General features: G+C 61.7%; 26 protein-coding genes. 14 read left to right on the top strand and 12 right to left on the bottom strand.

What is annotated here, in order from left to right:
• Positions 1 to 8: 8 nt before the first annotated feature.
• Complete coding sequence (gene ispG, locus KZH41_RS17550; RefSeq protein WP_263273285.1) at positions 9 to 1,286, top strand: flavodoxin-dependent (E)-4-hydroxy-3-methylbut-2-enyl-diphosphate synthase; 1,278 nt, start codon at positions 9 to 11, stop codon at positions 1,284 to 1,286.
• Here the strand turns inward: ispG and KZH41_RS17555 are convergent.
• Complete coding sequence (locus KZH41_RS17555; protein ID WP_094952025.1) at positions 1,254 to 2,426, bottom strand: MFS transporter; 1,173 nt, start codon at positions 2,424 to 2,426, stop codon at positions 1,254 to 1,256. The two genes, ispG and KZH41_RS17555, sit on opposite strands and share 33 nt — an antisense overlap.
• A gap of 142 nt (positions 2,427 to 2,568) precedes the next feature.
• Between KZH41_RS17555 and KZH41_RS17560 the strand changes: the two genes are divergently transcribed.
• Positions 2,569 to 3,144 (top strand): TetR/AcrR family transcriptional regulator, encoded by a 576-nt coding sequence (locus KZH41_RS17560; protein WP_263273286.1) that lies wholly within the window; start codon positions 2,569 to 2,571, stop codon positions 3,142 to 3,144.
• Positions 3,145 to 3,150: 6 nt separating this feature from the next.
• On the opposite strand, the gene KZH41_RS17565 is transcribed toward KZH41_RS17560, so the two are convergent.
• The 3 genes from KZH41_RS17565 to KZH41_RS17575 form a co-directional block, all read right to left on the bottom strand.
• Entirely contained in the window at positions 3,151 to 4,506 is a 1,356-nt protein-coding gene (locus tag KZH41_RS17565) for an MATE family efflux transporter (protein WP_094952027.1), read from the bottom strand.
• 25 nt (positions 4,507 to 4,531) lie between these two features.
• Positions 4,532 to 5,104, bottom strand: a complete 573-nt coding sequence (locus tag KZH41_RS17570) for a DUF2239 family protein (RefSeq protein WP_094952028.1) — start codon at positions 5,102 to 5,104, stop codon at positions 4,532 to 4,534.
• A gap of 131 nt (positions 5,105 to 5,235) precedes the next feature.
• Positions 5,236 to 6,066 carry an IclR family transcriptional regulator gene (locus KZH41_RS17575; protein ID WP_263273288.1) on the bottom strand — a complete coding sequence of 277 codons (831 nt, stop codon included), beginning with the start codon at positions 6,064 to 6,066 and terminating at the stop codon, positions 5,236 to 5,238.
• Between the two features lie 240 nt (positions 6,067 to 6,306).
• On the opposite strand from KZH41_RS17575, the gene KZH41_RS17580 reads away from it, so the two are divergent.
• The 7 genes from KZH41_RS17580 to KZH41_RS17610 are packed head-to-tail and all read left to right on the top strand — an operon-like array spanning position 6,307 to position 12,745.
• The gene (locus KZH41_RS17580; RefSeq protein ID WP_094952030.1) at positions 6,307 to 7,335 is read left to right on the top strand and encodes an ABC transporter ATP-binding protein; all 1,029 of its coding nucleotides are present in this window, start codon (positions 6,307 to 6,309) and stop codon (positions 7,333 to 7,335) included.
• On the top strand, positions 7,332 to 8,177 hold the full coding sequence (locus KZH41_RS17585) for an ABC transporter permease (RefSeq protein WP_242150340.1): 846 nt from the start codon (positions 7,332 to 7,334) through the stop codon (positions 8,175 to 8,177). Before KZH41_RS17580 ends, KZH41_RS17585 begins: the two co-directional genes overlap by 4 nt.
• A 4-nt stretch (positions 8,178 to 8,181) precedes the next feature.
• Positions 8,182 to 8,976 carry an ABC transporter permease gene (locus tag KZH41_RS17590; protein ID WP_094952032.1) on the top strand — a complete coding sequence of 265 codons (795 nt, stop codon included), beginning with the start codon at positions 8,182 to 8,184 and terminating at the stop codon, positions 8,974 to 8,976.
• On the top strand, positions 8,976 to 9,266 hold the full coding sequence (locus KZH41_RS17595; RefSeq protein WP_094952033.1) for a (2Fe-2S)-binding protein: 291 nt from the start codon (positions 8,976 to 8,978) through the stop codon (positions 9,264 to 9,266). The genes KZH41_RS17590 and KZH41_RS17595 overlap by 1 nt, the downstream gene beginning before the upstream one ends.
• Complete coding sequence (locus KZH41_RS17600) at positions 9,263 to 10,606, top strand: NAD(P)/FAD-dependent oxidoreductase (RefSeq protein WP_263273289.1); 1,344 nt, start codon at positions 9,263 to 9,265, stop codon at positions 10,604 to 10,606. The genes KZH41_RS17595 and KZH41_RS17600 overlap by 4 nt, the downstream gene beginning before the upstream one ends.
• Positions 10,603 to 11,700 carry an NAD(P)/FAD-dependent oxidoreductase gene (locus KZH41_RS17605; RefSeq protein WP_263273290.1) on the top strand — a complete coding sequence of 366 codons (1,098 nt, stop codon included), beginning with the start codon at positions 10,603 to 10,605 and terminating at the stop codon, positions 11,698 to 11,700. The genes KZH41_RS17600 and KZH41_RS17605 overlap by 4 nt, the downstream gene beginning before the upstream one ends.
• A gap of 13 nt (positions 11,701 to 11,713) precedes the next feature.
• Positions 11,714 to 12,745 (top strand): ABC transporter substrate-binding protein, encoded by a 1,032-nt coding sequence (locus KZH41_RS17610; RefSeq protein ID WP_094952036.1) that lies wholly within the window; start codon positions 11,714 to 11,716, stop codon positions 12,743 to 12,745.
• 52 nt (positions 12,746 to 12,797) lie between these two features.
• Here KZH41_RS17610 and KZH41_RS17615 read toward each other — a convergent pair whose 3' ends face one another.
• Both KZH41_RS17615 and KZH41_RS17620 read right to left on the bottom strand, forming a co-directional pair.
• Positions 12,798 to 13,787, bottom strand: coding sequence for an MBL fold metallo-hydrolase (locus KZH41_RS17615; protein ID WP_242150352.1), 990 nt, complete (start codon positions 13,785 to 13,787; stop codon positions 12,798 to 12,800).
• A 23-nt stretch (positions 13,788 to 13,810) separates the two neighbouring features.
• Positions 13,811 to 14,926, bottom strand: coding sequence for an NADH:flavin oxidoreductase (locus tag KZH41_RS17620; protein ID WP_242150356.1), 1,116 nt, complete (start codon positions 14,924 to 14,926; stop codon positions 13,811 to 13,813).
• 117 nt (positions 14,927 to 15,043) lie between these two features.
• On the opposite strand from KZH41_RS17620, the gene KZH41_RS17625 reads away from it, so the two are divergent.
• The gene (locus KZH41_RS17625) at positions 15,044 to 15,934 is read left to right on the top strand and encodes a LysR family transcriptional regulator (protein ID WP_242150359.1); all 891 of its coding nucleotides are present in this window, start codon (positions 15,044 to 15,046) and stop codon (positions 15,932 to 15,934) included.
• Between the two features lies 1 nt (position 15,935).
• Here KZH41_RS17625 and nadE read toward each other — a convergent pair whose 3' ends face one another.
• From nadE to KZH41_RS17640, 3 genes are all read right to left on the bottom strand, one after another.
• Positions 15,936 to 16,745 carry an ammonia-dependent NAD(+) synthetase gene (gene nadE, locus KZH41_RS17630; RefSeq protein WP_263273294.1) on the bottom strand — a complete coding sequence of 270 codons (810 nt, stop codon included), beginning with the start codon at positions 16,743 to 16,745 and terminating at the stop codon, positions 15,936 to 15,938.
• Positions 16,746 to 16,820: 75 nt separating this feature from the next.
• Entirely contained in the window at positions 16,821 to 18,059 is a 1,239-nt protein-coding gene (gene pncB, locus KZH41_RS17635; RefSeq protein WP_263273296.1) for a nicotinate phosphoribosyltransferase, read from the bottom strand.
• 11 nt (positions 18,060 to 18,070) lie between these two features.
• A complete protein-coding gene (locus KZH41_RS17640) occupies positions 18,071 to 18,718 on the bottom strand; it encodes a nicotinamidase (RefSeq protein ID WP_094952042.1) in 648 nt (215 codons plus the stop codon).
• A gap of 146 nt (positions 18,719 to 18,864) precedes the next feature.
• Here KZH41_RS17640 and KZH41_RS17645 point away from each other — a divergent pair, with 146 nt between their 5' ends.
• The gene (locus KZH41_RS17645) at positions 18,865 to 19,557 is read left to right on the top strand and encodes an NUDIX hydrolase (RefSeq protein WP_263273298.1); all 693 of its coding nucleotides are present in this window, start codon (positions 18,865 to 18,867) and stop codon (positions 19,555 to 19,557) included.
• Between the two features lie 1,169 nt (positions 19,558 to 20,726).
• On the opposite strand, the gene KZH41_RS17650 is transcribed toward KZH41_RS17645, so the two are convergent.
• Positions 20,727 to 21,500 (bottom strand): L-iditol 2-dehydrogenase, encoded by a 774-nt coding sequence (locus KZH41_RS17650; protein WP_263273299.1) that lies wholly within the window; start codon positions 21,498 to 21,500, stop codon positions 20,727 to 20,729.
• Between the two features lie 18 nt (positions 21,501 to 21,518).
• Positions 21,519 to 22,778, bottom strand: a complete 1,260-nt coding sequence (locus KZH41_RS17655) for an ABC transporter substrate-binding protein (protein ID WP_371917720.1) — start codon at positions 22,776 to 22,778, stop codon at positions 21,519 to 21,521.
• Positions 22,779 to 23,039: 261 nt separating this feature from the next.
• Here KZH41_RS17655 and KZH41_RS17660 point away from each other — a divergent pair, with 261 nt between their 5' ends.
• Positions 23,040 to 23,987: an AraC family transcriptional regulator gene (locus KZH41_RS17660; RefSeq protein WP_242150378.1), complete on the top strand. Its 948-nt coding sequence runs from the start codon at positions 23,040 to 23,042 to the stop codon at positions 23,985 to 23,987.
• Here KZH41_RS17660 and KZH41_RS17665 read toward each other — a convergent pair.
• A complete protein-coding gene (locus KZH41_RS17665) occupies positions 23,969 to 24,781 on the bottom strand; it encodes an aminoglycoside phosphotransferase family protein (RefSeq protein WP_242150380.1) in 813 nt (270 codons plus the stop codon). The genes KZH41_RS17660 and KZH41_RS17665 overlap by 19 nt on opposite strands.
• Before the next feature lie 205 nt (positions 24,782 to 24,986).
• Here KZH41_RS17665 and KZH41_RS17670 point away from each other — a divergent pair, with 205 nt between their 5' ends.
• Positions 24,987 to 25,934 carry a nucleoside-specific channel-forming protein Tsx gene (locus KZH41_RS17670; protein WP_094953781.1) on the top strand — a complete coding sequence of 316 codons (948 nt, stop codon included), beginning with the start codon at positions 24,987 to 24,989 and terminating at the stop codon, positions 25,932 to 25,934.
• A 14-nt stretch (positions 25,935 to 25,948) separates the two neighbouring features.
• Entirely contained in the window at positions 25,949 to 26,974 is a 1,026-nt protein-coding gene (locus tag KZH41_RS17675) for a purine-nucleoside phosphorylase (RefSeq protein WP_263273304.1), read from the top strand.
• Positions 26,975 to 26,997: the final 23 nt, after the last annotated feature.

Below are 26,997 nucleotides of genomic sequence, written 5' to 3' on the forward strand. Positions count from 1 at the left end.
GCACTGCCATGAACGTCCCCATTGCGCGTCGCGTCACCCGCCAGGTGCGGATCGGCACACTCAACCTTGGCAGCGACGGGCCGATCGTGGTCCAGGCCATGACCAATACTGACACCGCCGATGCCCAAGCCACCGCGGCCCAGGTGGAAAGTCTGGCCCGCGCCGGCGCGGAGCTGGTGCGCATCACCGTCAACAGTCATAAGGCCGCCGCCCAAGTGGCGACCATCCGCGAATTGCTGGATCGACGTACTGTTGAAGTGCCCCTGGTGGGCGACTTTCACTTCAACGGCCATCGCCTGCTGACGGCTTACCCGGAGTGCGCCCAGGCCCTGGCCAAGTACCGGATCAACCCCGGCAATGTCGGCAAGGGTTCACGACGCGATGAGCAATTCTGCCAAATGATCGAAGTCGCTTGCCGCTATGACAAGCCGGTGCGCATCGGAGTCAATTGGGGCAGCCTCGACTCGGACCTTCTGGCACGCATGATGGATGCCAATGCCGCCCTCCCCACGCCACTGGCGGCCGACGCGGTGATGCGCGAGGCGTTGGTGGTTTCGGCGCTCGACAACGCCCAGCGGGCGGTTGAAGTCGGGTTACCTGCGGACCATATCGTGTTGTCGGCCAAAGTCAGCCATGTGCAGGATCTGATTGCGGTCTATCGAAACTTGGCGGCGAGCTGTGACTTTCCCTTACACCTGGGGTTGACTGAAGCCGGCATGGGCTCCAAAGGCATCGTCGCGTCGACGGCCGCACTGGCCGTGCTGCTGCAGGAAGGTATCGGCGACACCCTGCGCATTTCCCTCACCCCACCACCTCGCGGTGAGCGCACCCAGGAAGTCCACGTGGCCCAGCAGATCCTGCAAACCATGGGTCTGCGCGCTTTTACGCCACAGGTGGTGGCGTGCCCAGGCTGCGGGCGCACCACCAGTGTGTTTTTCCAGGAACTGGCGCAGCGCATCGAAGGTTTTCTGCGCGAACAGACACCGCTGTGGCGCGCCCAGTACCCCGGGGTCGAGCGCCTGCAAGTGGCCGTCATGGGCTGCGTGGTCAATGGGCCCGGGGAAAGTCGCTTGGCCGACATCGGCATCTCTTTGCCTGGTGCAGGTGAACACCCTTCGGCCCCGGTCTATATGGATGGCGAACGGGTCATGACGCTAAAGGGCCAAACCATCGCCGAAGACTTTATCCGGTTACTGGAGGCCTACGTTGCCGCGCGTTTCGGCCATCAGAAACAGGCCCTGACGGCCCTGCTCTCAACCCAGGCGCCGATAGCCCAGCAACGCTGAGCCCAGCACCACCGCGCCCGCCACCAACGCCACCCAGAACCCGCTGGTGGCGCCAAACTGGTCGATCATCCAACCCGAGCTGGCCGCACCGATAGCCACGCCGATGCTCAAGCCGGTGATCAGCCAAGTCATGCCTTCGGTGAGGCGACTGGGCGGGACGACCTGTTCCACCAGGGCCATGGACACGATCAGCGTAGGTGCAAAGAACAGACCGGAAATAAACACCGCCACGGCCAGCCCGGGAATATGGTTTACCAGCAGCAACGGCAAGGTGGTCAACGCTGTCGCCACACCGCAGAACAGGAACTGGCGTGGCAACGAGGCCTTGAGCTTGAGTGTGCCAAAGGCCAACCCCGCCAGGCACGAGCCGATGGCATACACCGAGAGCACGATGCTCGCCGCCGCCGGCTGACCCTGCTGCTGGGCAAAGGCGACGCTGACCACATCTACCACGCCAACGATGACGCCCATGGCCAGCAGCAGGGTCATCAGGATCAGCACCGAAGGTGAGGCGATCAGCCAGCGACCGTGATGGCCGTGGTGTTCATGCACTGGCGGCTCAGTCGCACGTTGCAGCACGAAGGTGGTCACGCCCACCGCCAACAGCAGCGCGGCTACCAACGGCCCGGCCTCCGGGAACAGCACCACGCTCAGGCCCACCGAGATCGGCGGGCCGATAATGAAACACACCTCATCGAGCACCGACTCCAGGGCAAACGCGGTCTGCAATTTGGGTTGTCCCCGATACAACTCGGTCCAGCGCGCCCGCACCATGGCCGACATATTGGGCATGCAACCGGCCAAAGCGGCAAACACAAACAATGTCCAGCTCGGCGCCTGAAGCCGGGTGCATAACAGCAACAGCAACAACGCCCCGCCGCCGATCAGTGCCGCCAGCGGCAGCACCCTGCCCTGGCTATAACGGTCCACCAACCGCGAAACCTGCGGCGCGCAAAACGCCGTGGCCAAGGCAAACACCGCTGCCACCGCGCCCGCCAGGCCATAGCCGCCATGCACTTGCGAAAGCATGGTGATCAGGCCGATACCGACCATCGATATCGGCATGCGCGCCAGCATGCCGGCCAATACAAAAGCCCGGCTGCCTGGGGCCTGGAACAACTCGGCGTAGGGATTTGCCATCCTGCTTGACCTCTTCCTCAGCGCCTTGAAACTTGCTATCTGCAGTCATCAAGGCAACATACATACGGTGCGTATGTGGCAAATCATGCGTAACATACGCAGCGTATGTCAATCACTCAAACACCCATCGCGAGCCTTACCTATGAGCCGAGCCCGTGCCGAAATGATCGAAGACACCCGCGCCCGGCTGATCGCCAGCGCCCGCCAGGCCTTCGCCACGCAGGGCTATGCCAACACGTCGATGGACGACTTTACCGCACGCGCCGGCCTGACCCGTGGGGCGTTGTACCACCACTTTGGTGACAAGAAAGGCCTGTTAGCGGCGGTGGTTGCCCAGCTCGACAGCGAAATGGACGCGCGCTTGCAGCGCATCAGCGATCAGGCCCAGGACCCTTGGGACGGCTTTTGTGAACGCTGCCGCACCTATTTGCGCATGGCGCAGGACCCGGAAATCCAACGCATTGTGTTGCAGGATGCGCCAGCCGTGCTCGGCGATACAGGCGCTCAACAACACTGTGTAGAGTCACTACGCCAACTGCTTGAGGGCTTGATGCAGGCGGGTGCCATCGCGCAAGGACCCAGCGTTGCGCTGGCGCAGTTGATCAATGGCAGCTTGGTCAACACCGCGCTGTGGATCGCCCGGGATGAGCACCCGGGCGCGCGGCTGGAAGAAGGCTTGCAGGGCCTGGAGCTACTGCTGCGCGGTTTGAAGCAATAAGCCCCGCTACACCAACCGTACGATCTGCTTATGCCGCCACACCAATCGGTAGTAAGCGGTCTGCAGCGCCAGCATCGCCAGGTAGGTCACCGGAAACGCCATCCACACGCCTTCAAGGCCAAAGTGCGCGTTGAGCATGTACGCCATCGGCAGTTCAACACACAGCACGCAGAAAATAGAGATCGCCACCGGCATCAGCACCACGCCGCTGGCGCGCATGATCCCGCCCACCACCGCCTGGAAGCCGAACACCAGGATGCTCCACAACATGATGTGCAGCAGGTGCTCGGCATTGAGCCGCGCCGCGTCGTCGGTGATGAACAGCCCCAGCAGCCAGTGCGACAGCAGGTAGCCGAGCACGATCAAGCCACCGGTGAGGCAGGTGTTGATCAGCAAGCCCGTACGCAGGATCGGCCCGATCCGCTCCAGGCGCCCGGCGCCAATCGCCTGGGCCCCGAGAATCGACGCAGTGATCGCAATCGACAACGCCGGGAACTGCACGTAATTAACGATCTGCGTCACCGCGCCATACGCCGCCGTGGCTTGGGAGCCGTGGCTGTTGACCAAGGCGAGGATGACCAATTCCGACAACGACAGCACCACCATCTGCAAGCCGGTCGGCAGGCCGATGCGCAGCACTTTGCCGAGGATCGCCCGGTCCAGGCGCAAGGCGGCGAGCAGTTCGCGGTCCGGCGCCATCACGTGTTTTTTGTGGCGCAGGCGCACTATCAGAAACAGCATCGCCGAGGCGTTGCCGACCAAACCTGCGTACACCGCACTCTGGATGCCCATGGGCGGCAGGCCGATCCAGCCGCGAATCAGCGCCGGGGTCAGCAACAGGCCGACCAGGGTCGAGACCATCAGCGCCAGCAGCGGCGAAACCGTGTCACTGACGCCACGCAGCAACTGGGTGTAGAGGATGAAGACCAGCAGCAGCGGCATGATCAGCATCATCATCTGGGCATAGCCCACGGCATCGTCGAGAACGTCAATCGGTGTACCCAACGCCTGCAGCGCCGGGCGCGCGAACAGGCCGCCGAGCACGGCCGCGATCAACCCCACCAACGCGCCCAAGGTCAACGTCGCACCGGTGATCGCCTTGACCAATCCGGTTTCCTGGGCGCCCCATGCCTGGCCGATCAGTACCGAAGCGCCCGCCCCCAGGCCGATCACCAAGGCAATAAAGAAAAACACGATCGGGAACATCCCCGACACCGCCGCCAGCGCCTGGGTGCCGAGCATTTGCCCGACGTAGATGCCGTTAAGGGTGCCGGAAAAGCTTTGCAGGAAATTGGACAGCACCATCGGTGCCAGAAAGATCAGGTAGATCTGCCACAACGGCCGTTGTTGGGTGACTGGCATGGTGGTTCGAGTCCCGGAATTATTGTTAGACGGGGAACGCATTACGCGACAACCAGGCCAGGTACGTCTGCACCTCGTTAGGCCAATGCGCGATCTTGTTGGCGAAGGCCGCCGCATCCTCAGCGAACAGTGCCCGCGAGGCGTCTTCAAAACCTTGCAGGTTGCCGCCAATGGCACTCATGAAACGATAGCTGGCTTCCTTGGCCTGGCGCGCCTGATCACGTGCGGCATTGGCATTGCGTGCTTCATCCACCAGCCGGCGCAAGGCTGCCGAGGCGCCGCCGCGTTGTTGGCCCAGCCATTCCCAGTGGCGCGGCAGCAGAGTGACTTCGCGCGCGATCACGCCCAGCTTTGGGCGCCCAACCGAGGGGACCGAGGGAGGCTCGTCATCGCTTGACGCCTGCGCAGGTTGCTCAGGCACATAACCGCTGGGCCAGGGGTAATCGACTTGGGTGCCGGTGGCGTCATCAAAGACCAGGAAGGTGCCCGCCGGCAGGTCCAGACCTGCCAGGGTATCGGCCACGTCCGAATAGGTACCGGCCGCCACGCGTTGGTGGCGGAGGAAGACAGTGCACTGAGGAGCGTTTAGCGTCGGCATGGTTTATTACCCGGGTGTTATTTGTTTTACCCGGGTTATATTAGCCATTATCTGGCAGCATGCAAGGTTATTGTGGTGAAACCTCCAAAGGCCGCCACCTATGGACCTGTGGGAGTTGGCAGGCAGATAAGTTACCCCCCGAAGGTTTGTGAAGGCCTGCGCAACGTTGGATCAAACGGATTAATCCTAGGCCCAATCGCCGCGGCCTCGCGTTTGAGCAACTCCACCACCATCGGCAACCGGCTCGGCCCCAAGCGGTCACTGATGGTCGCCACACTCAACGCCGCCACCGCATGGCCATCCCGATTGAGAATAGGCACCGCCAGCCCGGCCATGCCTTCCAGCACGCCAGTGTTACGCGCTGCGTACCCCAGGTTACGCACGCTCTCCACTTCCGAACGCAGCAGCACTTCGTCATACAAGTGAAAATCCTTGAGCCGAGGCAGGTTGTAGCGGATCACCGCCTCACGCTCCTCCTCCGGCAAAAACGCCAGAATCGCCAGGCTGCCCTGCCCCACACCCAACGCGACACGCCCACCGATATCGCCGGTAAACGTGCGGATTGGATACGGTCCCTCGCTGCGGTCCAGGCAGATCGCATCAAAGCCGCTGCGCGCCAACAGGAACAACGAATCGCCCAATGAAGCACTCAGGCGCAACATGCTCGGCCGCACCAGGTCGCGCAGGTTGCCGGTCTTGCCCGCATTCGCCGCCAGTGCGAAGAACTCCAGGCTCAGGCGATAGCGCTTGCTGCGTGCGTCCTGCTCGACCATGCCTTCGTCCATCAGGCTGCGTAACAGGCGGTGAGTGGTGGGCTGGGACAGGCCGACCTGTTGTGCAAGTTGGGTGACCCGTTCGCCGCCCTCGGGCACTTCACCCAGGGTTCGCAGCAGCGCGAACAAACGAGACACGCTGCCCGCCCCGACTTCTTTACCGCCATCAGTTCGCTCAGTGGAATCCATAACACCCAATCTCTTTGTAAATTCCGGTGAGTGAATAAATCTTAAAATACTTACTCATTCAGTGAAATTCCATCTTTCGCCCATCCTAGTCTTCGTCCTAATCTGCGTCCACAGGGGCGAAATGAACAACAAATGGCAGCCGACTCGAGATCGAGCGCCAACGCACCCGCAACACCCTTTCGCATCTGCCCAAAACAAAAAAGCGCGTTTCGACGCGACTCAAAAAGGTGGAACGCAGACATGGCATTTCTCCAACTCAACGCCTTGAGCAAACGCTACGGCGCCGTCGATGCGGTGGTCGCCACTGACCTTGCGGTAGAAAAAGGCGAGTTCGTTTCCCTGCTCGGCCCCTCGGGCTGCGGCAAGACCACCACCCTGCAAATGATCGCCGGCTTCGTCGACGTGAGCGGCGGGCAGATCCTGCTCGACGGGCGCGACATCACCCACGCCAAACCCGCCAGCCGTGGCCTGGGCGTGGTGTTCCAGAGCTACGCGCTGTTCCCGCACATGACTGTGCGCGACAACGTCGCCTTCGGTTTGAAGATGCGCAAAGTGCCGGCCGCCGAGATCGCCAGTAAAGTCAAAACCGTGCTGGACCTGGTGCGCCTGGCCCCACACGCCGAGCGTTACCCGCGTGAGCTGTCCGGCGGCCAGCGCCAGCGTGTGGCCTTGGCTCGCGCGCTGGTGATCGAACCGCCGGTGTTGCTGCTGGATGAACCGCTGTCGAACCTCGACGCCAACCTGCGTGAAGAAATGCAGTTTGAAATCCGCCGCATCCAGTGCGCCGTGGGCATCACCACCTTGATGGTCACCCACGACCAGGCCGAAGCCTTGTCCATCAGCGACCGCGTGGTGGTGATGCAGGCCGGGCGCGTGACCCAGATCGACGCGCCTTACAAACTCTACGAACACCCGCGCACGCGCTTCATTTCGGACTTCGTCGGCAAAGCCAACCTGCTGCCGGGCGACTACGACGAATTCGGCGCCCCGCAAGTGCGCCACGCCAGCGGCGACGGCGAGCTGACCCTGAGCCTGCGCCCGGAAAAAATCACCTTGGTGGACGCCGGCAGCGGGCGCGTGCAAGGCAAGGTCCTGGACAGCTACTTCTTCGGCAGCCAGTGGCTGTACCGCATCCACACCACCCTCGGCGAAATCACCGTGGTGCGCAGCAATGACGGCAGCGCGCCGCTCGGTTGCGGCGCTGCCGTGGGCCTGGACTGGCACGCCGGCTTGCTGCGCGTGTTGGCGGTGGATGAGGTGCGCGCATGAGTCGGGGTTATCTGTTGTCGTTGCCGGCCCTGGCGCTGTTTACCGGGCTGTTGATTCTGCCGCTGGTAATGACCCTGGTGCTGTCGTTCAACGTGTTCGACTACCAAGTGGGCGTGAAGGCGGATGAATGGACCTTGGCGCATTACCTGTCGCTGTTCAGTGATTCTTACTTCTACGAGATCTTCTGGCGCACCTTCTGGATCAGCGCGCTGGTGACCTTGCTGTGCGTGGTGATCGGCGTGCCCGAGGCCTACATCCTCAGCCGCATGGGCACGCCGTGGCGCTCGATCTTCCTGATTCTGATCCTCACGCCGCTGTTGATTTCGGTGGTGGTGCGCGCCTTTGGCTGGAGCCTGCTGCTTGGCGCCGACGGGCTGGTCAACCAAGTGATCCAGGCCCTCGGCGGGCGTCCGGTAAAACTGTTGTACACGCCGTTTGCGGTGATCATCGCGCTGGTGCACGTGATGCTGCCGTTCATGATTATTCCGGTGTGGACCTCGCTGCAAAAGCTCGACCCGTCGGCAGAACAGGCGGCGCTGTCGCTGGGTGCGAGCCAGGCCACGGTGATGCGCAAGATCGTGTTGCCGCAAGTCATGCCTGGCGTGTTATCCGGCACCTTGATTGTGTTCGGCCTGGCCGCCAGCTCGTTTGCGATCCCCGGCCTGCTCGGCGGGCGCCGCCTGAAAATGGTCGCCACGGTGGTGTACGACCAGTACCTCTCGGAACTCAACTGGCCCATGGGCGCGACCATCGCGGTGGTGCTGCTGTTGGTCAACCTGCTGATCATGCTGAGCTGGAACCGCATGGTCGAAAGCCGCTACAAAAAGTCCCTGGGGGTTTAAGCGCATGTCCAGAAACGGTCCTTTGGCCCTCGGCTTTCATGGTTTGGTGGTGCTGTTCATGATGGCGCCGCTGGTGGTGGTGTGCCTGGTGGCCTTCACCCCGGAAAACACCTTGAGCCTGCCCACCTCGGGCTTCTCCCTGCGCTGGTTTCGTGCAGTATTCGAGCGTGCCGACTTTATCCAGGCGTTCTATAACAGCCTGATCCTGGCGTTTACCGCCGCCACGTTGGCGACACTGATCGCAGTGCCGGCGGCCCTGGCGATCAGCCGGTATCAATTCCCCGGGCGCAACTTTTTCAGTGCGTTGTTCCTGTCGCCGATCATCATCCCGCACCTGGTGCTGGGTGTGGCGATGCTGCGTTTGTTTGCGCTGATGGGCGTGAATGGCAGCTTTATCTGGCTGATGCTCGCCCACGTGGTGATCATCACCCCGTACGTGCTGCGCCTCGTATTAGCGGCGGCGATTGGCATTGACCGCAGTGCCGAACAAGCGGCGGAGTCGCTGGGTGCCAGCCGCTTTACGCTGTTTCGCCAGATCACCTTGCCGATGATTTTGCCCGGTGTGGCTGGCGGCTGGTTGCTGGCGTTCATCAACAGTTTCGATGAAGTGACCCTGTCGATCTTCGTCAGCTCGCCGGCCACGCAAACCCTGCCGGTGCGTATGTACGTGTACGCCACCGAGTCCATCGACCCGATGATGGCGGCGGTGTCGGCGCTGGTGATTGCGCTGACCGCAGCCACCATGATTCTGCTCGACCGGGTCTACGGCCTGGACCGCGTACTGGTGGGGAAACATTGATGGCGTTGTTCAAACGACTGGCCGAAACCCAGCGCCCTGCCCTGGCCTTCACCCTCGACGGCCAACCGGCCACCGGCTTGCTCGGCGACACCGTGCTGACCGCCGTACTGACCTGCGCCGAGCACCTGCGCGGCAGCGATTTCAGCGCCGAACGCCGCGCCGGTTTCTGCCTGATGGGCGCTTGCCAGGACTGCTGGGTACGGCTTGAAGATGGGCGCCGCGTGCGGGCCTGCTCGACGCTATTAGAAGAAGGCCAGGCAATCAGCCGTGACCCGGGGCGCCAAGCATGAAGCCAATCGTGATCGTGGGCGCAGGCCCGGCGGGAATCAGCGCGGCGCGCACCCTGCTCGACCATGGCATCAAGCCGTGCCTGGTGGATGAAAGCCTGCGTGGCGGCGGGCAGATTTACCGGCGCCAACCGGCCAACTTCCAGCGCTCGGCCAAACAACTGTATGGCTTTGAAGCCAGCAAGGCCGAGGCCGTGCACCGCACAATGGATGCGCTGGCGCCTTTGATCGACTACCGGCCCGAAACCCTGGTGTGGAACGCCGAGGACGGTCGCCTGGACATGTTGAACAACGGCCGCGCCGAGAGCCTCGAGTACGCGCAGATCATCGTCGCCACCGGCGCCACCGACCGCATCCTGCCGGTGCCGGGCTGGACCTTGCCGGGTGTCTACAGCCTGGGCGCGGCGCAAATCGCCTTGAAGTATCAGGGCTGCGCCATCGGTGAGCGCGTGGCGTTTTGCGGCAGCGGACCGTTGCTGTATCTGGTGGCTTACCAATACGCCAAGGCTGGAGCCGAGGTGGTCGCGGTACTCGACAGCGCCCCGTTCAGCGCCCAATGCCGCGCCTTGCCTGCATTGCTGGGGCAACCTGCGACCTTGGCCAAAGGTGTGTATTACCGCGCCTGGCTGACGGCCCACGGGGTTCCCGTGCATCAGGGCGCAACGCTGACACAGATCGACGGCGAGCAACGGGTCAAGGGCATTCGTTGGGGCGAGCACACAGTGCACTGCGATGCCGTGGCCTTCGCCCATGCCTTGCGCAGCGAAACGCAACTGGCGGATTTGCTTGGCTGTGAATTTGCCTGGAACAGCTTGAACCGCGCCTGGTTGCCGGAGCGCGACAGCGCCGGACGCAGCAGCGTCAATGGCGTTTACTTAGCCGGCGACGGTGCCGGGATCATGGGCGCGGATGCAGCGCAGATCGCCGGTGAGCGCGCGGCGCTGGCGGTGCTGGAGGATTGCGGCATTGCTATCGACCAGCGCCGCGCGGCGGTGCTGGAGCAAAAACTGGCAGGCATCCAGCGCTTTCGCCATGGCCTGGAAACCGCCTTCCCTTTTCCTGAACAGTGGGCCGCGCAGGCGCCGGATGAGCTGATGCTGTGCCGCTGCGAAGAAGTCAGCGTCGGCGAGGTGCGCGCGGTGGTGGATGAAGGTCACTGGGAGATCAATCGGGTCAAAGCCCATTGCCGGGTCGGCATGGGCCGCTGCCAGGGCCGTATGTGCGGGCTGGCGGCAGCGGAAATCGTGGCCGAACGCAGTGGGCGCGGGATTGAACACGTCGGCCGCCTGCGTGGCCAGGCACCGATCAAGCCGCTGCCGTTTGGTGTAGAGGTGCAGCCATGATCGACGTGATCGTACTGGGCGGCGGCATCGTCGGCGCTTCGGCAGCCTTGATGCTGGCGCAGAAAGGCCAGCGCGTGGCCTTGGTGGAGCGGGACTTTTGTGGCTCGCATTCCAGTGGCGTCAACTACGGTGGCGTGCGCCGTCAGGGGCGGCCGTTGCATCAGTTGCCATTGTCGCAGCGCGCTCATCAGCTGTGGGCCGACTTGCCGGGGTTGATCGGCATCGACGGTGAGTACGTGCGCTCCGGGCATTTGAAGCTGGCGCGCAGTCATGCGGATTTTGCCGCGTTGCAAGCCTATGCCGAGCAAACCCGTGGCTTTGGCCTGGGTTTGCAACTGTTGGGCTACGCCCAATTACGTGCACGGTTCCCTTGGGTGGGCGATATCGCGGTCGGCGCTTCGCTGTGCCCCGAAGACGGCCACGCCAACCCACGCCTGGTCTCGCCCGCCTTCGCCCGTGCAGCGCGGCGACTCGGCGCCTCGGTCTACGAGCAGGCCGACGTGATTCGCATCGAGCATGACAGCCGCCAATTCCACGTGCACTGCGCCAACGGCCTGCACCTGTACGCACCGTGGCTGCTCAACTGCGCCGGGGCCTGGGCCGGCACCGTCGCCGCACAGTTTGGCGAACCCGTGCCGATGACTGCCGCGCACCCGGCGATGCTGGTGACCGAGCCGCTGCCGGTGGTGATGAACGTCAGCACGGGCGTTGAAGGCGGCGGGATTTATGCGCGCCAAGTCGCCCGTGGCAATTGCATCCTGGGCGGCGGCCGTGGCTTTGCCCTTGGCCCGCTGACAGCGCGTCCAGGGCACGCGGCGGTGCTGGAGATTCTGCGCAACGCCGGCGAGTTGTACCCGTTTCTCAAAGGTGCCCAGGCCATTCGCACCTGGAGCGGCACCGAAGGTTACCTGCCCGATCATGAACCGGTGATCGGCCCCAGCAGCACCCAACCTGGCCTGCTCCACGGTTTCGGCTTTGCCGGTGCCGGGTTCCAGCTCGGCCCCGCGGTCGGTGAAGCCCTGGCAGAGATCGTCTGCAGCGGGGCCAGCCGCCACCCCATCGAAGCGTTTTCCATCCGTCGTTTCCAAGCCTGAGAGGAAAAACCCCATGCACACACGTATCGCGTTGTCCTGCTTGACCCTCGCGTTGCTCGCGACCACCGCCCATGCCGCGCCGACGCTGTACCTGGGCATGAACGGCGGCACCATGGAGCGGGTGTACGCCGACAAGGTGCTGCCCGCGTTCGAAAAGGCCAATAACGTCAAGGTGGTAATCGTGCCCGGCACCTCGTCGGACATCCTCGCCAAGGTCCAGGCCAACAAAGACAACCCACAGATGCACGTGATGTTTCTGGACGACGGCATCATGTACCGCGCCATCTCCATGGGCCTGTGCGACAAACTCGCGCCCAGCGCGCCCCTGGAGCAGATCCCGGCCAAGGCGAAGATCAAGGATGAAGCCGTGGCCGTGACCCTGGGCGTCACCGGCCTGGGTTACAACGCCAAGATGTTCAAGGAAAAAGGCTGGGCCGCGCCTACCTCGTGGATGGACCTGGCCGATCCCCGATTCAAAGACAAGGTGGTGTTCCAATCCCTGGCCTCCTCCACCTTTGGCCTGCACGGCTTTTTGATGTTCAACCGAATCCAGGGCGGCTCTGAAACAGACGTGGAGCCGGGCTTCAAGGCCTGGCCAAAAACCATCGGCCCCAACGTACTGGAATACATCGCCAGCTCGGCGAAGATCTCCGAAATGGTGCAAACCGACGAAGCCGCAATCTTCCCTCTTACCCCGACCCAGGTCACCACGCAAAAACTGCTCGGCATCCCGATGGAATATGCGCAACCCAAGGAAGGCGCAGTGGTGCTGAACGTGGCCGAGTGTGTGATTGCGCGTAATGACCAGCCGGAACTGGCGCAAAAGCTCGCAGCGTTTTTGCTGACCGCGCAAGCCCAGGCGCCGGCGCTGGAAGAAGGCGACCAGATCCCGTCGAACCCGACCACGCCCACCACCGACAAAACCCGCGCGCGGGTGGAGGCGATGCAAGGTTACTTGCAGACGGCGATTTCGATTGATTGGGATCAGGTCAACCAGGCGCGGCCGGAGTGGAATGCGCGCTGGAGTCGCTCGATTGAGCGGTAGTTGGACCTAAAAGACCGAGCCTTCCACCGCAAGGAAGACTCGCAACGCTTCGCTATTTGCCCGCCTTCTGCACGGGCACATTGACCGGCGCACACGCGGGGTACACCCCGCAGAGCGTGAAGTCGCGATAGGCTTTTTGGGTAATCCGGCTCTGGTCACCTTGCCCGGTTCGCAGCTTGGCGGCTTCGAGCATCTCCAGCAAATGCGCACGGCCAAGCGCCAGGCCCATTTCCTGGGGCGCGTAGTGCTGGCCTTTGGGGTTATCGGCATAGGGCGCGCGCTGCTCGATGTGCGAGCCCAATACGTGGGCGACCAACCGGGTACGGGTGAAGTCGACCAACCGTTGCAGGCTGTCCTGCGTCACTTGCGGGTCGGCGTCATTGACGTAGATGCGGCCTGGGTAAACCGAGTCGCCCGTCAGCAGTACGGCGGTCTGGCGGTCATACGCGGCGATGCTAGTGGCGTCATGCCCGGGGATCGGGATGATGTCGAGCACACGACCACCCAGGTCGTAAGTGCCCACCTGCTGCGGCCACTTGGCGATGCCGAAGAAGGTTTTCAGCGCCTCAACATCGCCCGGCTTGACCAAGGTGGTGTTGGGCCGTTTGACGAACAGGGCATCGCCCCAGGTGTGGTCCGCATGCGAATGCAGGTGGGCGACCACCAGCGGCAGCGAGCGTCGGTTGTGCTTCGCCAGCCATTGGTTGATGACCTTGTCGACGGCACCGACCACATCCGGAACCCTGCCGGTGGACGGGTCCGTGTCACTGCCCGCGCCGGTATCAAACAATAGGGCGCGGTCCTCACCGAACAACAGGTACAGGAACGGTTTTTCCGCGTTGACGCAGCCTGACTCGCGCAAAATGTAGAGGTTATCGTTGTAGGCGTGAACCTGAAAATCCTCACTGGTAGCCGCGCAGTTTGCTGCACCGCTGGACCATGCCAACGGCAACTGACCCTCCTCGTACTGCACGCTCGGCAAGTGCTGAGCCGCGGTTTGCGCGGCAGACACCAGCGGTGCTGCGGCAACGGCGATCGCCATGCACGCACACTTGAGGAAGGCGTTCAAAGTGCCTCCCCAAAAGCCAGCTCGCTGCCCTTGATATTGGCAATAGGGCCCAGGATCGCCCCGTCGAACGGCCTCGGTTCGCCCCTCGATTCGAACAGCTGTGGCAAGTCCGGGTTGCTGAGGGCGCCCTTCCCCAGGGCCACCAGGTCCGCGCCGTCTTGCAATGCGCCATTGGCCCGCGTCAAGCTGTGCAAACTGCCGTTGGCAATCAGGCGCACGCCCGGCGCGTAAAGCCGTGCCAGTGCCAGCAGGGAGTCTTGCCCATCGGCGAAGGCCGGCTGCCAGGCTTCGTGTTCGGTCACGTGGATAAAGTCCGCGCCAGCCTCAGCCAATGAACTGAAGATAACCTGAGCGTCTTTTTCGCCACCCGGCCACTTGTAAAAGAAGTCGTTCACTTTGCCTTGCGAAATACGGATGCCCACAGGCACCGCGCCACCGACCTCAGCCTTCACTGCTTTGACGATAGCCACCAGCAGGGTCAGGCGGCGCTCCAGGCTCCCGCCCCAATCATCAGTGCGCAGGTTGGTGTGGGCGTTCAAGAACTGGTCAAGCAAATACCCGTTCGCACCGTGGATTTCAATGCCGTCAAACCCACTGATGTGCACCGCACGGGAAGCCGACTGGACAAAGCCTTGTATCACTTCGTCAATCTGCGCATCGCTGATTGGCCGGGGCTGCGGGTAGCCGCCTTCGCCGAAGTAAAAAGCCATTTGCTCACCGGCCGGCACCACGGCCGACGGCGCGACGGTGTGGTCGCGAAACCGGTTGCCTTGGCTGAGTGCACCCGCGTGCATCAACTGCGCGAACATTTTTGTGCCCTGCTGTTGCAGCGCTCGCGTAATACCGGCCCACGCCAGTGCCTGCTGGTCATCGACCAAGCCTGGCTGATACCGGTAACCCTGGGAAAACGCTTGGTCGGTGTAGATGCCTTCGGAGATGACCAGGCCAAAGCCGCCTTTGGCAAACCGCAGGTAGTACTGCCGCATGGCCTCGGTGGGCACCCCGTCTTCGCTGGCGCTTACGCGGGTCATCGGTGCGACCGCCAATCGGTTGTTCAATTGCACATTTTTAATAACACATGTAGATAAGATAGCTTGATTGGAGCCGGTCATTGAGTGTTTACCTTGGGCTGTTCTGGCTAAGACTTGAATGAACTCCAGCTTACGCAGGCCACTGCGCGGATCAATCACACGCACAGTGAAGGCGCTATAACCAATACGGATATAACAATGCTGATTTCCGATGTGCGAATTTTCCTCGCTGTGCACGCAACCGGCGGCCTCTCCGCCGCGGCTCGACAGCTGGACATCGCGCCTATGCAGGTCTCGCGACGGCTGGCCGCATTGGAAGAGGAGCTTGGCGTGCGCCTGTTTCACCGCACCACACGCTCGGTGTCGTTGACGGCAGAAGGCGAAGCCCTGCTGCCCTATGCCCAAACCATGAGTGAAGCCGAAGAAAGTGCGATTGGCGAGTTCAGTCAAACCTCGGGCAAAGTCACGGGCATGTTGCGCATGAGTACGCCCAGCGTGTTCGGCCAAACCATCGTATTGGCGGTATTACCGCGCCTATTGGCGCAACACCCTGAGCTGCGGGTTGACCTGAATGTCAGCGACCGTGTGGTCGATATCGTTGCCCAAGGGTTTGACCTGGCGCTGCGCATTGCACCCTTGGTCGATTCGGAACTGGTCGCTCGCAAGGTCGCGGCCAACCCGCGCGTGATCTGCGCGGCGCCCGACTATTTGAAACGGCGCGGCACCCCACGCGTTGCCGACGACCTGGACAGCCATGACTGCCTGCTGCTGGAGGCCATCCCGCGTTGGCCGCTGGTAAAATACGGCACGCTGTACCGCAAGCGCGTGGCCGGGCGATTGCAGACCACCAGCGTCGATGCCGTCAGAACCGCAGCACTGCGGGGTTTGGGGCTGGCGATGCTGACCTATCTGGATGTGTACACACAACTGCAAGAGGGCTCACTGATCCAAGTGCAGTTGCAGGACGTCTCCATGGAGCAGTTGGCCGTGTGGGCCATCACCCCGACCCGGCGCTTTGTGCCCCGGCGCGTGAAAGTGTTTCTTGAAGCCTTGGAAGCTGAGCTGACGCAGCAAAACCAGAGCCGTTGATTCAGCGTGGGCCGATGGGCAAGGCGCGCTTGTGCGCTGTTCTGCTGTAAGCCCCTTCGACAATTCCCTTCACTCGCTCGCTCACCGTTTCGCCCATCAGGTAGGCATCGATCTCGGCGTAGGTGCAGGTGTAGGCCTGCTCGTCCAACTTGCCCGGCGCCAGCTCTTCCAGGTCGGCGGTAGGTGGTTTGTGTACCAGGTTGGCCGGGGCTCCAAGCGATGCAGCCAACAGCCGCACCTGGGTTTTGGTCAGGCCCGACAACGGTGCCAGGTCGCAGGCGCCGTCACCGAATTTGGTGAAGAAGCCCATCAACGCTTCGGCGCCATGGTCGGTGCCGACCACCAGGCCGTTGTGCAAGTTGGCCACGGCGTACTGCGCGATCATCCGCGTGCGGGCCTTGACGTTGCCTTTGATGAAGTCGACCTGCGCGGCGCTGGCTTCAGTGGCAGTCAGGCTCGCCATCAAGCCGTCGACACTGGCGGCGATGTTCAGGGTATCGATGTGGTCCGGGGTGATAAAGCCCAGGGCGGCCTGGGCATCGCGCTCGTCGGCCTGGGCTTTATACGGCAGGCGCATGGCGATAAAGCGCGCGGTGTAGCCTTCGGTACGCAGTTGCTCCACGGCCAACTGGCACAGACGGCCGGCTGTCAGGGAATCCACACCGCCACTGATGCCCAGCACCAGGGCCTTGCAGCCGGCGTTGCGCAAGGTGATCTTGATGAAGTCGATGCGCCGCTGAATCTCCTGCGGCTCGCCGCCCTTGACCAGCTCGCGGTCGATATTCAGTTCCCGCGCGATACGTTCTTGCATGTCACACCTCTTTGTTGGCTGCATTGACCTGTGGGAGCGGGCTTGCTCGCGAAGACGGAGTATCAGTCAACACAGTCAGTGCTGACCCACCGCTTTCGGGAGCAAGTCCCCTCCCACAGAAAACACCTTCGCCGCGTACTGCAAAAACGAGGCGTCTTCACAGACGTTCTTGATCGGGTCATCAGAAAACTTCACCACCGGCTCGCCGTGCACCCGCACCAGTTTCATCACGATGCTCAGCGGCTCGACACCTTCTACGTCGCACGCCAGGCTGGTGCCCATGCCGAAACCGAACTTGGCCTTGCCGCGGATGTGCCGCAGGATCGGCAGGCATTTCTCGAAGTTCAGGCCGTCGGAGAACATCAGGTCCTTGGTCATCGGGTCGATGCCCAATTCCTTGTAGCGGGCCAGGACTTTGTCGGCCCAGACGATAGGGTCACCGGAGTCCTGGCGCAGACCGTCGTAGAGCTTGGCGAAGTACAGGTCGAAGTCCTTGAGGAAAAAGTCGGTGCTGATGCAGTCGGTCAGGGCGATGCCGAGACGGCCACGGTATTCACGTACCCAGTTTTCCAACGCGGCGTTCTGGCTCTCGCGCAGGCGCCCCAGTTGCTGGTGCACCATCAGCCATTGGTGGGCCATGGTGCCGATCAGCGGCAGGTCGAACTCATAGGCCAAATGTGCGTTGCTGGTGCCGATGAACTGGCCGGGGAAATCGCGGCGCATGATATCGATAACTTCGCGCTGGGCCTTGAACGACAAGCGCCGGCGAGTCGAGAAGTCGGAAACGCGCAGGTCAGCGAGCTCGTCGCGGCTGAGGTTTTTCTCCAGCCAGTCGAACTTCTGATAGAGCTTGCGGGTAACGTCCTCCAAGGTCACGTCGGGGTATTTGTCGCGGTTGCGCAGTTCGCTGACCAGCGCCAGCACCGGCTGTTCGAACATGATGCAGTGCAGCATCGGGCCAACCACGCGGATATTCAGTTGGCCGTCGACTTCGCTGACGTGGATATAACGCAGGTTGAAGCGGAACAGGCCGAGGAAGCGTTCGTAGTCCGGGGTCAGGTATTCGCGAAAGCGTGGGTTGAACAGAAAGCGCAATTCGCCTTCACGCATCTGCAGGCTGGCGAGTTTTTCCAGCTCGTCGCGCAGCTGCGGGATCAAGTGGCCGAGCTTTTCCTTGGAGCGGACGATGAAGTTGTACTCCACGTCGACATTCGGGTGCTGGTGCAGCACCGCCTGCATCATGGTGAAGGTGTAGTAGTCGGTGTCGAGCAAGCCCTGGATCACCGGGGATTCGTAGTCGTAGGCACTTTCCATGGTGTTTCTCCTTAACGCGTGGCCATCGCGGCCAGTTCTTCGCGGGTGCTGCTGATGCAGGCACCGGCCTTGAGCAACTCATTCACCGCCTGTACGCCGCCCTCCTCGCTGATACTTCGGCAGGCCGGCAGGTGCAGCACCACTTCCAGGCCGGCCTTGAGCAGTTGCAGGGCGGTGGTCTTGACGCAGTAATCCAGGGCCAGGCCACCGACGATCACGCGACGCACGCCTTGAGCGTTCAGGTACTCGATGACGCCCGTGGACAACTTGTCGTGCAGGTCGTGGTAGCAGGCGCCGTATGGGTGCAGGTCGGGTTCGACGCCTTTCCAGATGAAGTAGTCGTAGTCATACGGGGTCGGCAGTTCGTCCAGCAGGGTAAAACCCTCAGTGCCCGGCACACAGTGGCTGACCCACGTGACATCGGCGTGGGCAAGGCCGGTGGGTTGCAGCATCTCGCTGTGCTGCGTGACCACCCACGGTGCATGTGGGGTGTGCGCGTCTTTGCTGCCGACACGCCGGCCGGACAAGCTGGCCATGTAGTTGAGTTCGGCACCGATCTGGTCACCGCCCGCCACCGGCAATTCGTTGGGGCACAGTGGCGTGAAGCTCTTCTGGGCGTCGACGTCGAATGAAGCGATGGCAGTTTTCGAGAGGGTCATGGTGGTTCTCCGGTGGCCTGGAAACAAAAGTACACGTCATGTACTTTCATTGCAAGAAACATTTGGTTATCTATCCTGGAGCAGGTACATGACATATCTGTTCGATCCGTTAGACTGTGCCCCACCGCTGTTCAGAAGGATTCCACATGCCACTTAGCGCCTACCTCCATACCGTCGACCTGTGCGTGTTGTTCTACTGCCGCGCCTCGGGGGAATTGAAACTGCTGCTGAATAAGCGCGAAGCTGAGCCGTTCGCCGGGCATTGGGCATTACCGGGCGTGGTGGTGAACGGCGGCGTGCAAGATCTGAGCCTCAAGGATGCGGTGGAGCGTTTGCGGGCCAGCGACAAGGTGGGTTTTGAGCTGGCCTGGAGTGAGCAAGTGGGCACGGTGGGTGATGCGTTTCGCGACCCGCGCTGCTGGTCGTCGTCCACCTACTACCTGGCGATCGTGGCCGAAGAAGTGGTTTTGAGTGAGCATCAGGCTTGGTTTTCGCTGAATGCGGTGGCCGATGGCAGTATCAAATTGCCGTTCGATCACAACCTGATCGTGGCGGCGGTGCAGGAACGACTGTTTTCCAAATCGCTGTACAGCAACTTGCCGTTGATGTTTCTGGGGCATGAGTTCAGCGCGCCGCAAGCGACCACGATCTTTTCGCGGGTGCTGGCGCGGCCGGTGTTGAAGACCAGTATTCGTCAGCGTTTGCTGAAGCTGACTGAGGCGGGGTATTTGCGTGAAACGGGCCGCAAGAAACAAGGCGAAGGTGGCCGGCCCCAGGCGACGGTGGAGAATCTGAAGCCTGGGGAATTGTATTTCTTTGATCGCAGTTTTGCTGAGTGACTCGGTATCACCAACAATGGAGATTGAATGTGGGAGCTGGGTTGGCTGTGATAGCGGTCTGTCAGTTACAGCTTTGCGGCCTGACCCACCGCTATTGCGGCATAGGTATCTACACATCTTTTATGGGTTGAGTTCTTTGGTTGTCGCGGGGGCGCTGGGTACATATCCGTTATTTGGGTGATGGCTGATATGGGTTCCGCTCTTACAGCGGGTCACTTTTGAAAGGAGCCCCAAAAGTAACCAAAAGGGCTCTTGCCCCACCACTCGGTGCCTCGCTTAGGCTCGGTGTGCCCTCACTCCGGCTTTGGACCGTGGGCCGCCGCCATGGGCCATCCTTGGCCCATCGCGGCTAAACCGGCGTCCTGCCGGTTTACCCCCGCTCCAAAGCCTGCGTTCGGCCAGCGTGGTTAACGGGGCGCCTCAGATCAAGATCAAAATCAAAAGCAAGAGCAAGAGCAAGAGCAAGAGCAAGAGCAAGAGCAAGGCGGCGGCTAGTAGCCGACCTGAGTGGTTAAATCAAAAGCAAAACCGAGGCGGCCTGACAGCCGACCTGATCTTGATGGCTGAACTCAATCTAATGTGGGAGCTGGCTTGCCTGCGATGCAGGCACCTCGGTCCATCCAGTACACCGAGTTGATGCCATCGCAGGCAAGCCAGCTCCCACAGAAAAGCAGAGCACTGCGGTCTGGCAGCAGACAGAAAGTGTGCTGCTGTGCTTTTGCCCTGCTTTTGCTTCTACCACTCAGGTCGGCTACTAGGCCGCCGTGCTCTTGCTTTTGATCTTGATCTTGATCTTAGGCGCCCCGTTAACCACGATGGCCGAACGCAGGCTTGAATCCGTGGGTAACCCGGCAGGACGCCGGGTTAGCCGCGATGGGCCAAGGATGGCCCATGGCGGCGGCCCACGGATTCAAGCCGGAGTGAGGGCATGCCGAGCCTAGGCGAGGCACCGAGTGGTGGGGCAAGAGCCCTTTGGTTACTTTTGGGGCTTTTTCCAAAGTGACCCGCCGTAAGGGCGGAACCCATATCAGCCGTTACCGCAGCAACGGATATGTACTCATACCTACCTAAAACCCCCCTCAAAAACTTAACGCAACACAAAAAGTTGCGCAGATACCCATGGCTATCGCAGGCAAGCCAGCGCCCACATTCTTAATGGAGGCTAGGCTTTAGTTCATCCAGTTGCCGCCATCAACGTTGTAGGTCTGGGCAACCACGTAGTCGGCGTCTTTCGACGCAAGAAAGATAGCCATCCCAGTCAAATCCTCCGCTGTGCCCATGCGCCCAAACGGCACCTCAGCCCCAACCCGCTTCTTCTTCTCCCCCGGCGGCAACCCCTCATGCTTGGCAAACAGCGCGTCCACGCCATCCCAGTGCTCACCGTCCACCACGCCGGGGGCGATGGCATTGACGTTGATGCCCTGCTTGATCAGGTTCAACCCCGCCGATTGCGTGAGGCTGATCACCGCCGCCTTGGTCGCGCAATAGATCGCCACCAACGGCTCACCCCGCCGCCCGGCCTGGCTGGCCATGTTGATGATCTTACCGCCGTGGCCCTGGCTGATCATCTGCCGGGCGGCAGCCTGCAGGGTAAACAGCGTGCCGGCGACGTTGATCGAGAACAGCCGGTCAAAGCTGTCGCGGGTGATGTCGACGAGGGGCGCCAGGTCGAACAGTGCGGCGTTGTTGATCAAGATATCGAGCTTGCCGGCATGGGCTACCACGGCGGCAATCGCGGCGTCGATCGAGGCTTGGTCAGTGACGTCCATTGCTACCGCATAAGCCTGTGGGCCCAGCTCAGCCGCCGTGGCCTGGGCGCGTTGCAAGTTGATATCGGCGATGGCAACGGTTGCGCCTTCAGCGATGTAGGCCTGGGCAAAGGCGCGGCCGATGCCGCGCGCCGATCCGGTGATCAGCGCGCTCTTACCTTCGAGTCGTTTCATGGTGGTGTCCTGTAGAAATTATTTCGGGTAGCCGGCGCGTTTCATCTCGCGTTCGGTGGTGGACTGCGCTTGGAGCAACGCCTGATCCACCGTCATGCCACCGGTGAGCGCCGCCGAAAACAGCTTGCCGACGGAGGTGCCGATAGCCTGAAATTCCGGGATGGTCACGTACTGGATGCCGACGTACGGCACCGGCTTGGCCGACGGGTGCGCAGGGTCGGCGTGCTTCATCATCTCCAGCGTCACCTGGGCAAACGGCGCGGCTTTCAAGTAAGCCTCGTTGTAGGTGGACTGGCGGGTGCCTGGCGGTACGTTGGTGATGCCTTCTTTATCGGCGACCAATTGGATGTAGTCCTTGGAGGTCGCCCAGGCGATGAACGCCTTGGCGGCGTCTTTGTGCTTGGAGGTGGCGGGAATCGCCAGGGACCAGGCGTAGAGCCACGAAGAGCCTTTGTCGGTGACTTCGGTCGGGGCGGCGGCAAAGCCTACGTCGTCGGCGACTTTGCTTTGGCTCTTGTCGGTGGTGAAGGAGCCGGCGACGCTGGCGTCCACCCAGATCGCGCATTTGCCACTGTTGAACAGCGCCAGGGTCTCGTTGAAACCATTACTGGAAACGCCCGGTGGGCCGTAGTTTTTCAGGGTATTGACGTAATAGTTGGCCGCCGCCGTCCACTCGGGGCTGGTCAATTCAGGCTTCCACTGTTCGTCGAACCAGCGCGCGCCGAAGGCGTTGGCCATGGTGCTCAACAAGGCGATGTTCTCGCCCCAGCCGGCCTTGCCGCGCAGGCACATGCCGTATTGGCCTTTGTCCTTTGCGGTGAGCTTGGCGGCGAATTCGCCGAGCTGGGTCCAGGTCGGGTGCGCAGGCATGCTCAGCCCTGCTTGTTTGAACAAGTCGGTGCGGTAGTAGGTGACCGTGCTTTCGCCGTAGAACGGCAAGGCATAGAGGGTATCGTTGACCGACAGGCCCTGGCGCACCGACGGGAAGATATCGTCGGCGTCGTAGTCGGCCGGCAGTTGCGTCAGCGGCTCCAACCAGTGCTTGGCGCCCCACAAGGGGGTTTCGTAGGTGCCGATGGTCAGCACATCGAACTGCCCGCCCTGGGTGGCGATGTCGGTGGTGAGGCGCTGACGCAGCACGTTTTCTTCGAGCACCACCCAGTTGAGCTTGATGTCCGGGTGCTGCTGCTCGAATACTTTGGACAGGCGCTGCATGCGGATCATGTCGCTGTTGTTGACCGTGGCGATGGTCACGGTGTCGGCGGCGTAGCTGGGCATGGCCACGGCCAGACCAGACAGCAAGAACACTGCGTGTGGGAGCTTGAACATGGCGGTTTCCACCTGTTGTTTTTGTTGTTGAGCGCCGATTACAGCAGCTTGACCAAGCCCTCACAAACGCATGGCGAATGCACGGCTGATACTTTTTTAACCGAGGGCCGCGGATCAAAAAAGTACCAGTGCCGGGCGAAACCAGGAGTAGCGCACCGGTGACCAACCCGCGTATTTTGAGCAGATTCCACAAATAGAAGAGGCATCACCATGCCCATCAGCCGCGCCAAACTGTTCGAACACCGCCCTGCCGAACTCGAAGTCATCCTGCCCGAGCCGGATCACTGTTTCCGCTGGTTCGAACATGACTACCCGTACGACCTGGCGCGCTGGAACCACCACCCCGAGTTCGAAATCCACCTGATCCGCCAAGGCAGCGGCAAGCTGGTGGCGGGTGACTACATCGGCGCGTTCAGCGCCGGGCATGTCGCGCTGATCGGTCCGGACCTGCCCCACGACTGGATCGGCGACCTGGCCCCCGGCGAATACCTGACCGGGCGCGACGTAGTCCTGCAATTCGACGGCGCCGCCCTCCTCGCCCTGCGCAAAACCCTGCCGGAACTCGGCGACTTGCAGCCGCTGTTCGAACACGCCCGTCGCGGCCTTCAATTTCGCGGCGACACCGCCGTGCAGGCCGCGCGCTTGATGGAGGGCATCGGCAAGGCCCACGGCCTGCAACGGCTGATCCTGTTCCTGCAGCTGCTCGACACGCTGAAAAACGCCCCCGCACCGCACGTGCAAGCGCTGGCCAGCCCTTGCTACGCTCCGACACTGGACGCGCGCAGCGCCGAGCGCATCAACAAAGCCTTCGATTACCTGATGCGCGAGCTGACCGGCGACTTACGCTTGTCGGTCATCGCGCAACAGCTGGAGATGAGCGAGCCGGGCTTCTCGCGCTTCTTCAAGCGCAACACCGGCCACGGGTTTATCGACCTGATGCGCAAGTTCCGCGTGCAACGTGCCTGCCGGTTGTTGCTGCAAAGCGACATGTCGGTGGCAGATATCTGCTTTGAAGTGGGCTACGCCAACCTGTCCAACTTCAACCGGCATTTTCGCATCGAGATGAACCAGACGCCGAGCGAGTATCGGCGCGAAACGGCGATGCATTTGTTTAATCGCATCGCTGAGCAGCCATCGCCCTACACCGTCGGCCATTGAGCCAACGCGCGTTGCGCCAGGCGGGCGACTTCAAGGCCAATGGCTGCGCGCTGGCGCTCTCCATCTTCAAGGAACCACGCTGCGGACAGACCTGCATGGGCCAACACCCATTGCAGCAGGCGCGGGCGCGCGAGGTTGGCAGCCTGGGCAATCACCTCGACCTGCCGGGTGAAACGCAGCGGGTCGTGGCAGGTCGGCAAATCCGGGTTGCAGATCAGGTTGGCATAGTCGTAACCGCGCTCGCCGATGACGCGCTTTGGATCAATCGCCAGCCAGCCGCGAGCACCGAAATCGAGAATATTGTCGTGATGGATATCACCGTGCAGCACCACGACATCCTGTGGCGCCGCCAACAGTGCACGGGCCATCGCTGCGCAGTCGCGCAACACGCCGCCGTTGTCATCAGCGGCCGTCCACAAGGACTGGAACCGGGTTTGCAGGGGCACTAACCCTGGCGGCGGCGATGGGCGTGACGCATGCAACCGGGCAACCGTGGCGCAGGCGATCTGGCTGGCTTGATCATCCTGCCCATTGAGGGCCATGCGCATCAGGGAGCCTGGGCCGATGGCCCGCTCCATCAGCAACACCGTGTCGTCATGGGCATACACCTGCGCGGCACCCTCGCCCGCCCACCAGCTCATCAGCCGGCCACCGAGTTGCTCTTCAGCGGTGTGCGCCATTTTCAACATTGCCGGCCGACCTTGCCAACGCACGGGCAACAGGTGGCTGCCGGGCGTCACCACAGGATCGCCATCAACGGTCAGGTTCCAGGATTGCAAGTAGCGTTCGAACATTCTTGTGACTCCTCGGTTTTGCCTACAAAAATGACACCCAATCATTTTTGATCAAAAGGTCGACTAATTATGCCTTTTTCCATGTCATTCAAGCCATTGAGCAAAGTTGGTACAGCCTGTGCAAACGTTTGCGGAACGAACTTGGTAGGCAAGTTCACCGTTGCCCGAGAAATCGGGTCAAACCGCGTACGAATAGGGATTTTCCATGCACCTCACCTCAAGGCATCCTGCTTTCTTTGGTGTTTCCTTGCTACTGGCAGCCGTTACGGGAGTACTCAGCGCACCCATTTTGGCGCAGGAGAAACCCGCCGATGACTCAGCACAGGGCGAAACCCTGGCCCCCGAAGCCAGCCCGACGAAAAAAGGCGTGTATATGTCGGACTGGTTCAACCAGGACCTGACGCTGATCGGCAGTAAAGACATCAGCTTCGGCCCCAAACCGCAAGATGACGTGTACCTGGAATACGAGTACTTCGGCCGTAAAGGCCCGTTCGAGCTGTACGGCTATATCGACGTGCCGAAGATTCTCGGCATCGGTAACAGTAATGACAAGGGCGCATGGGACCATGGCTCGCCGGTGTTCATGGAGCACGAGCCGCGTATCTCCATCGATTACCTGGCCGGTCGCAGCCTGGCTATCGGCCCGTTCAAGGAATGGTATGTGGCGTTTGACTGGATCTACGACCACGGCAGCAACAAATCGAACCGCGCCAACACCCTGTACAGCGGCTTGGGTACCGACATCGACACCCACTCGCGGGTCAACCTGTCGGCCAACTTCTATGGGCGCTACCAGTGGGAAAACTATGGCGCGAGCAATGAATACCAGTGGGACGGCTACCGCGCACAAATGAAGTACATCGTGCCCATCGGCAAGTTCGACAACGGTGCTTCGCTGACCTACATCGGCTTCACCAACTACGATTTCGGCTCGGACCTGCACAAGGACAACCCGGCGCGCACCGCTAATTCCGTGGTGGCCACCAACGTGCTGCTGTACTCGTTCACTCACCTGCGCTTCTCCCTGGTCGGCCGTTACTTTCATAACGGCGGCAACTGGGAAGATGGCAGCGAGCTGAATTTCGGCGAAGGCAACTTCCGCGCTCGCTCCGATGGCTGGGGCTACTACGCCGGTGTCGGCTACCAATTCTGATCAAGGAGTATTAGATGAACGTGTTTACTCGTCTCTCGCTGGCTGTCGGCCTGGCTCTGTTGCCCCACGTGGTATTGGCGGACACCGCGCCGATCAAGCCCAAAGTGATGCTGATCACCATGTTCGCCCCCGAGGCGCAAACCTGGATCGATCGCCTGGAACTCAAGCAGGAAGTGCGCGTGCCGGGCCTCTCCGCCGAATACCCAGTGATCCGCTGCAACACCCAGGACGTGTGCCTGCTGGTCACCGGCATGGGCCAGACCAACGCCGCCGCCTCGACTCTCGCCTTGGCGTTGTCGCCCAAGTTTGATTTGCGCCAGAGCTACTTTTTGATCGCCGGGATCGCTGGCATCAGCCCAAAACACGGCACCATCGGCACCGCCGCCTGGGCGCATTACTTGGTGGAATTCGGTACCCAGTGGGAAATCGATTCGCGTGATGCGCCTAAAGATTGGCCGACCGGTTACATCGGCATCAATACCAAAGGCCCCAACGAAAAACCGCCGTTGGACTACAAGACCGAAGTGTTTGAGCTCAACCCCAAGCTGCAAGCCAAGGCATTTGCCCTGTCGCACAAGGTTGAACTGAGCGAAAGCAAGGAATCCAGCGCCTGGCGCAAACACTACCCGGCCGCCCCGGCCAACCAGCCACCGCAAGTCACCCGCTGCGACACCCTGGCGGGCAACACCTGGTTCTCCGGCACGCGCCTGAGCGAGCGCGCCGAAGTCTGGACCAAGTTACTCACCGACAACAAAGGCGAGTACTGCACCACCCAGCAGGAAGACAACTCCACCTACGAAGCCCTGCTGCGCGCCAGCCGCGAAGGCCTGGTGGATATCCAGCGCCTGGCCGTGGTGCGTGCCGGCTCGGACTTCGACCGGCCGTACCCTGGCTACAGCGAAGTGGACAACTTGCTGAAATACGCCGACCAAGGCGGGTTTGTGCCGGCGCTGGAGAACCTGTATCGCACCGGTAATCCGTTGGTTCAAGCGATTCTGAAGAACTGGTCCGCCTGGGAAAAAGGCGTTCCCGAGGCCTGATAAAAGTCAAAATGTGGGAGCGG

This window comes from Pseudomonas sp. YeP6b (genome assembly GCF_025642995.1).
In the GTDB taxonomy this organism is placed as follows: domain Bacteria; phylum Pseudomonadota; class Gammaproteobacteria; order Pseudomonadales; family Pseudomonadaceae; genus Aquipseudomonas.

Coding starts and splice junctions, on each gene's coding strand:
- ispG (WP_263273285.1), top strand. CDS start 9: ATGAACGTCCCCATTGCGCGTCGCGTCACCCGCCAGGTGCGGATCGGC.
- KZH41_RS17555 (WP_094952025.1), bottom strand. CDS start 2,426: ATGGCAAATCCCTACGCCGAGTTGTTCCAGGCCCCAGGCAGCCGGGCT.
- KZH41_RS17560 (WP_263273286.1), top strand. CDS start 2,569: ATGAGCCGAGCCCGTGCCGAAATGATCGAAGACACCCGCGCCCGGCTG.
- KZH41_RS17565 (WP_094952027.1), bottom strand. CDS start 4,506: ATGCCAGTCACCCAACAACGGCCGTTGTGGCAGATCTACCTGATCTTT.
- KZH41_RS17570 (WP_094952028.1), bottom strand. CDS start 5,104: ATGCCGACGCTAAACGCTCCTCAGTGCACTGTCTTCCTCCGCCACCAA.
- KZH41_RS17575 (WP_263273288.1), bottom strand. CDS start 6,066: ATGGATTCCACTGAGCGAACTGATGGCGGTAAAGAAGTCGGGGCGGGC.
- KZH41_RS17580 (WP_094952030.1), top strand. CDS start 6,307: ATGGCATTTCTCCAACTCAACGCCTTGAGCAAACGCTACGGCGCCGTC.
- KZH41_RS17585 (WP_242150340.1), top strand. CDS start 7,332: ATGAGTCGGGGTTATCTGTTGTCGTTGCCGGCCCTGGCGCTGTTTACC.
- KZH41_RS17590 (WP_094952032.1), top strand. CDS start 8,182: ATGTCCAGAAACGGTCCTTTGGCCCTCGGCTTTCATGGTTTGGTGGTG.
- KZH41_RS17595 (WP_094952033.1), top strand. CDS start 8,976: ATGGCGTTGTTCAAACGACTGGCCGAAACCCAGCGCCCTGCCCTGGCC.
- KZH41_RS17600 (WP_263273289.1), top strand. CDS start 9,263: ATGAAGCCAATCGTGATCGTGGGCGCAGGCCCGGCGGGAATCAGCGCG.
- KZH41_RS17605 (WP_263273290.1), top strand. CDS start 10,603: ATGATCGACGTGATCGTACTGGGCGGCGGCATCGTCGGCGCTTCGGCA.
- KZH41_RS17610 (WP_094952036.1), top strand. CDS start 11,714: ATGCACACACGTATCGCGTTGTCCTGCTTGACCCTCGCGTTGCTCGCG.
- KZH41_RS17615 (WP_242150352.1), bottom strand. CDS start 13,787: ATGGCGATCGCCGTTGCCGCAGCACCGCTGGTGTCTGCCGCGCAAACC.
- KZH41_RS17620 (WP_242150356.1), bottom strand. CDS start 14,926: ATGACCGGCTCCAATCAAGCTATCTTATCTACATGTGTTATTAAAAAT.
- KZH41_RS17625 (WP_242150359.1), top strand. CDS start 15,044: ATGCTGATTTCCGATGTGCGAATTTTCCTCGCTGTGCACGCAACCGGC.
- nadE (WP_263273294.1), bottom strand. CDS start 16,745: ATGCAAGAACGTATCGCGCGGGAACTGAATATCGACCGCGAGCTGGTC.
- pncB (WP_263273296.1), bottom strand. CDS start 18,059: ATGGAAAGTGCCTACGACTACGAATCCCCGGTGATCCAGGGCTTGCTC.
- KZH41_RS17640 (WP_094952042.1), bottom strand. CDS start 18,718: ATGACCCTCTCGAAAACTGCCATCGCTTCATTCGACGTCGACGCCCAG.
- KZH41_RS17645 (WP_263273298.1), top strand. CDS start 18,865: ATGCCACTTAGCGCCTACCTCCATACCGTCGACCTGTGCGTGTTGTTC.
- KZH41_RS17650 (WP_263273299.1), bottom strand. CDS start 21,500: ATGAAACGACTCGAAGGTAAGAGCGCGCTGATCACCGGATCGGCGCGC.
- KZH41_RS17655 (WP_371917720.1), bottom strand. CDS start 22,778: ATGCCCAGCTACGCCGCCGACACCGTGACCATCGCCACGGTCAACAAC.
- KZH41_RS17660 (WP_242150378.1), top strand. CDS start 23,040: ATGCCCATCAGCCGCGCCAAACTGTTCGAACACCGCCCTGCCGAACTC.
- KZH41_RS17665 (WP_242150380.1), bottom strand. CDS start 24,781: ATGTTCGAACGCTACTTGCAATCCTGGAACCTGACCGTTGATGGCGAT.
- KZH41_RS17670 (WP_094953781.1), top strand. CDS start 24,987: ATGCACCTCACCTCAAGGCATCCTGCTTTCTTTGGTGTTTCCTTGCTA.
- KZH41_RS17675 (WP_263273304.1), top strand. CDS start 25,949: ATGAACGTGTTTACTCGTCTCTCGCTGGCTGTCGGCCTGGCTCTGTTG.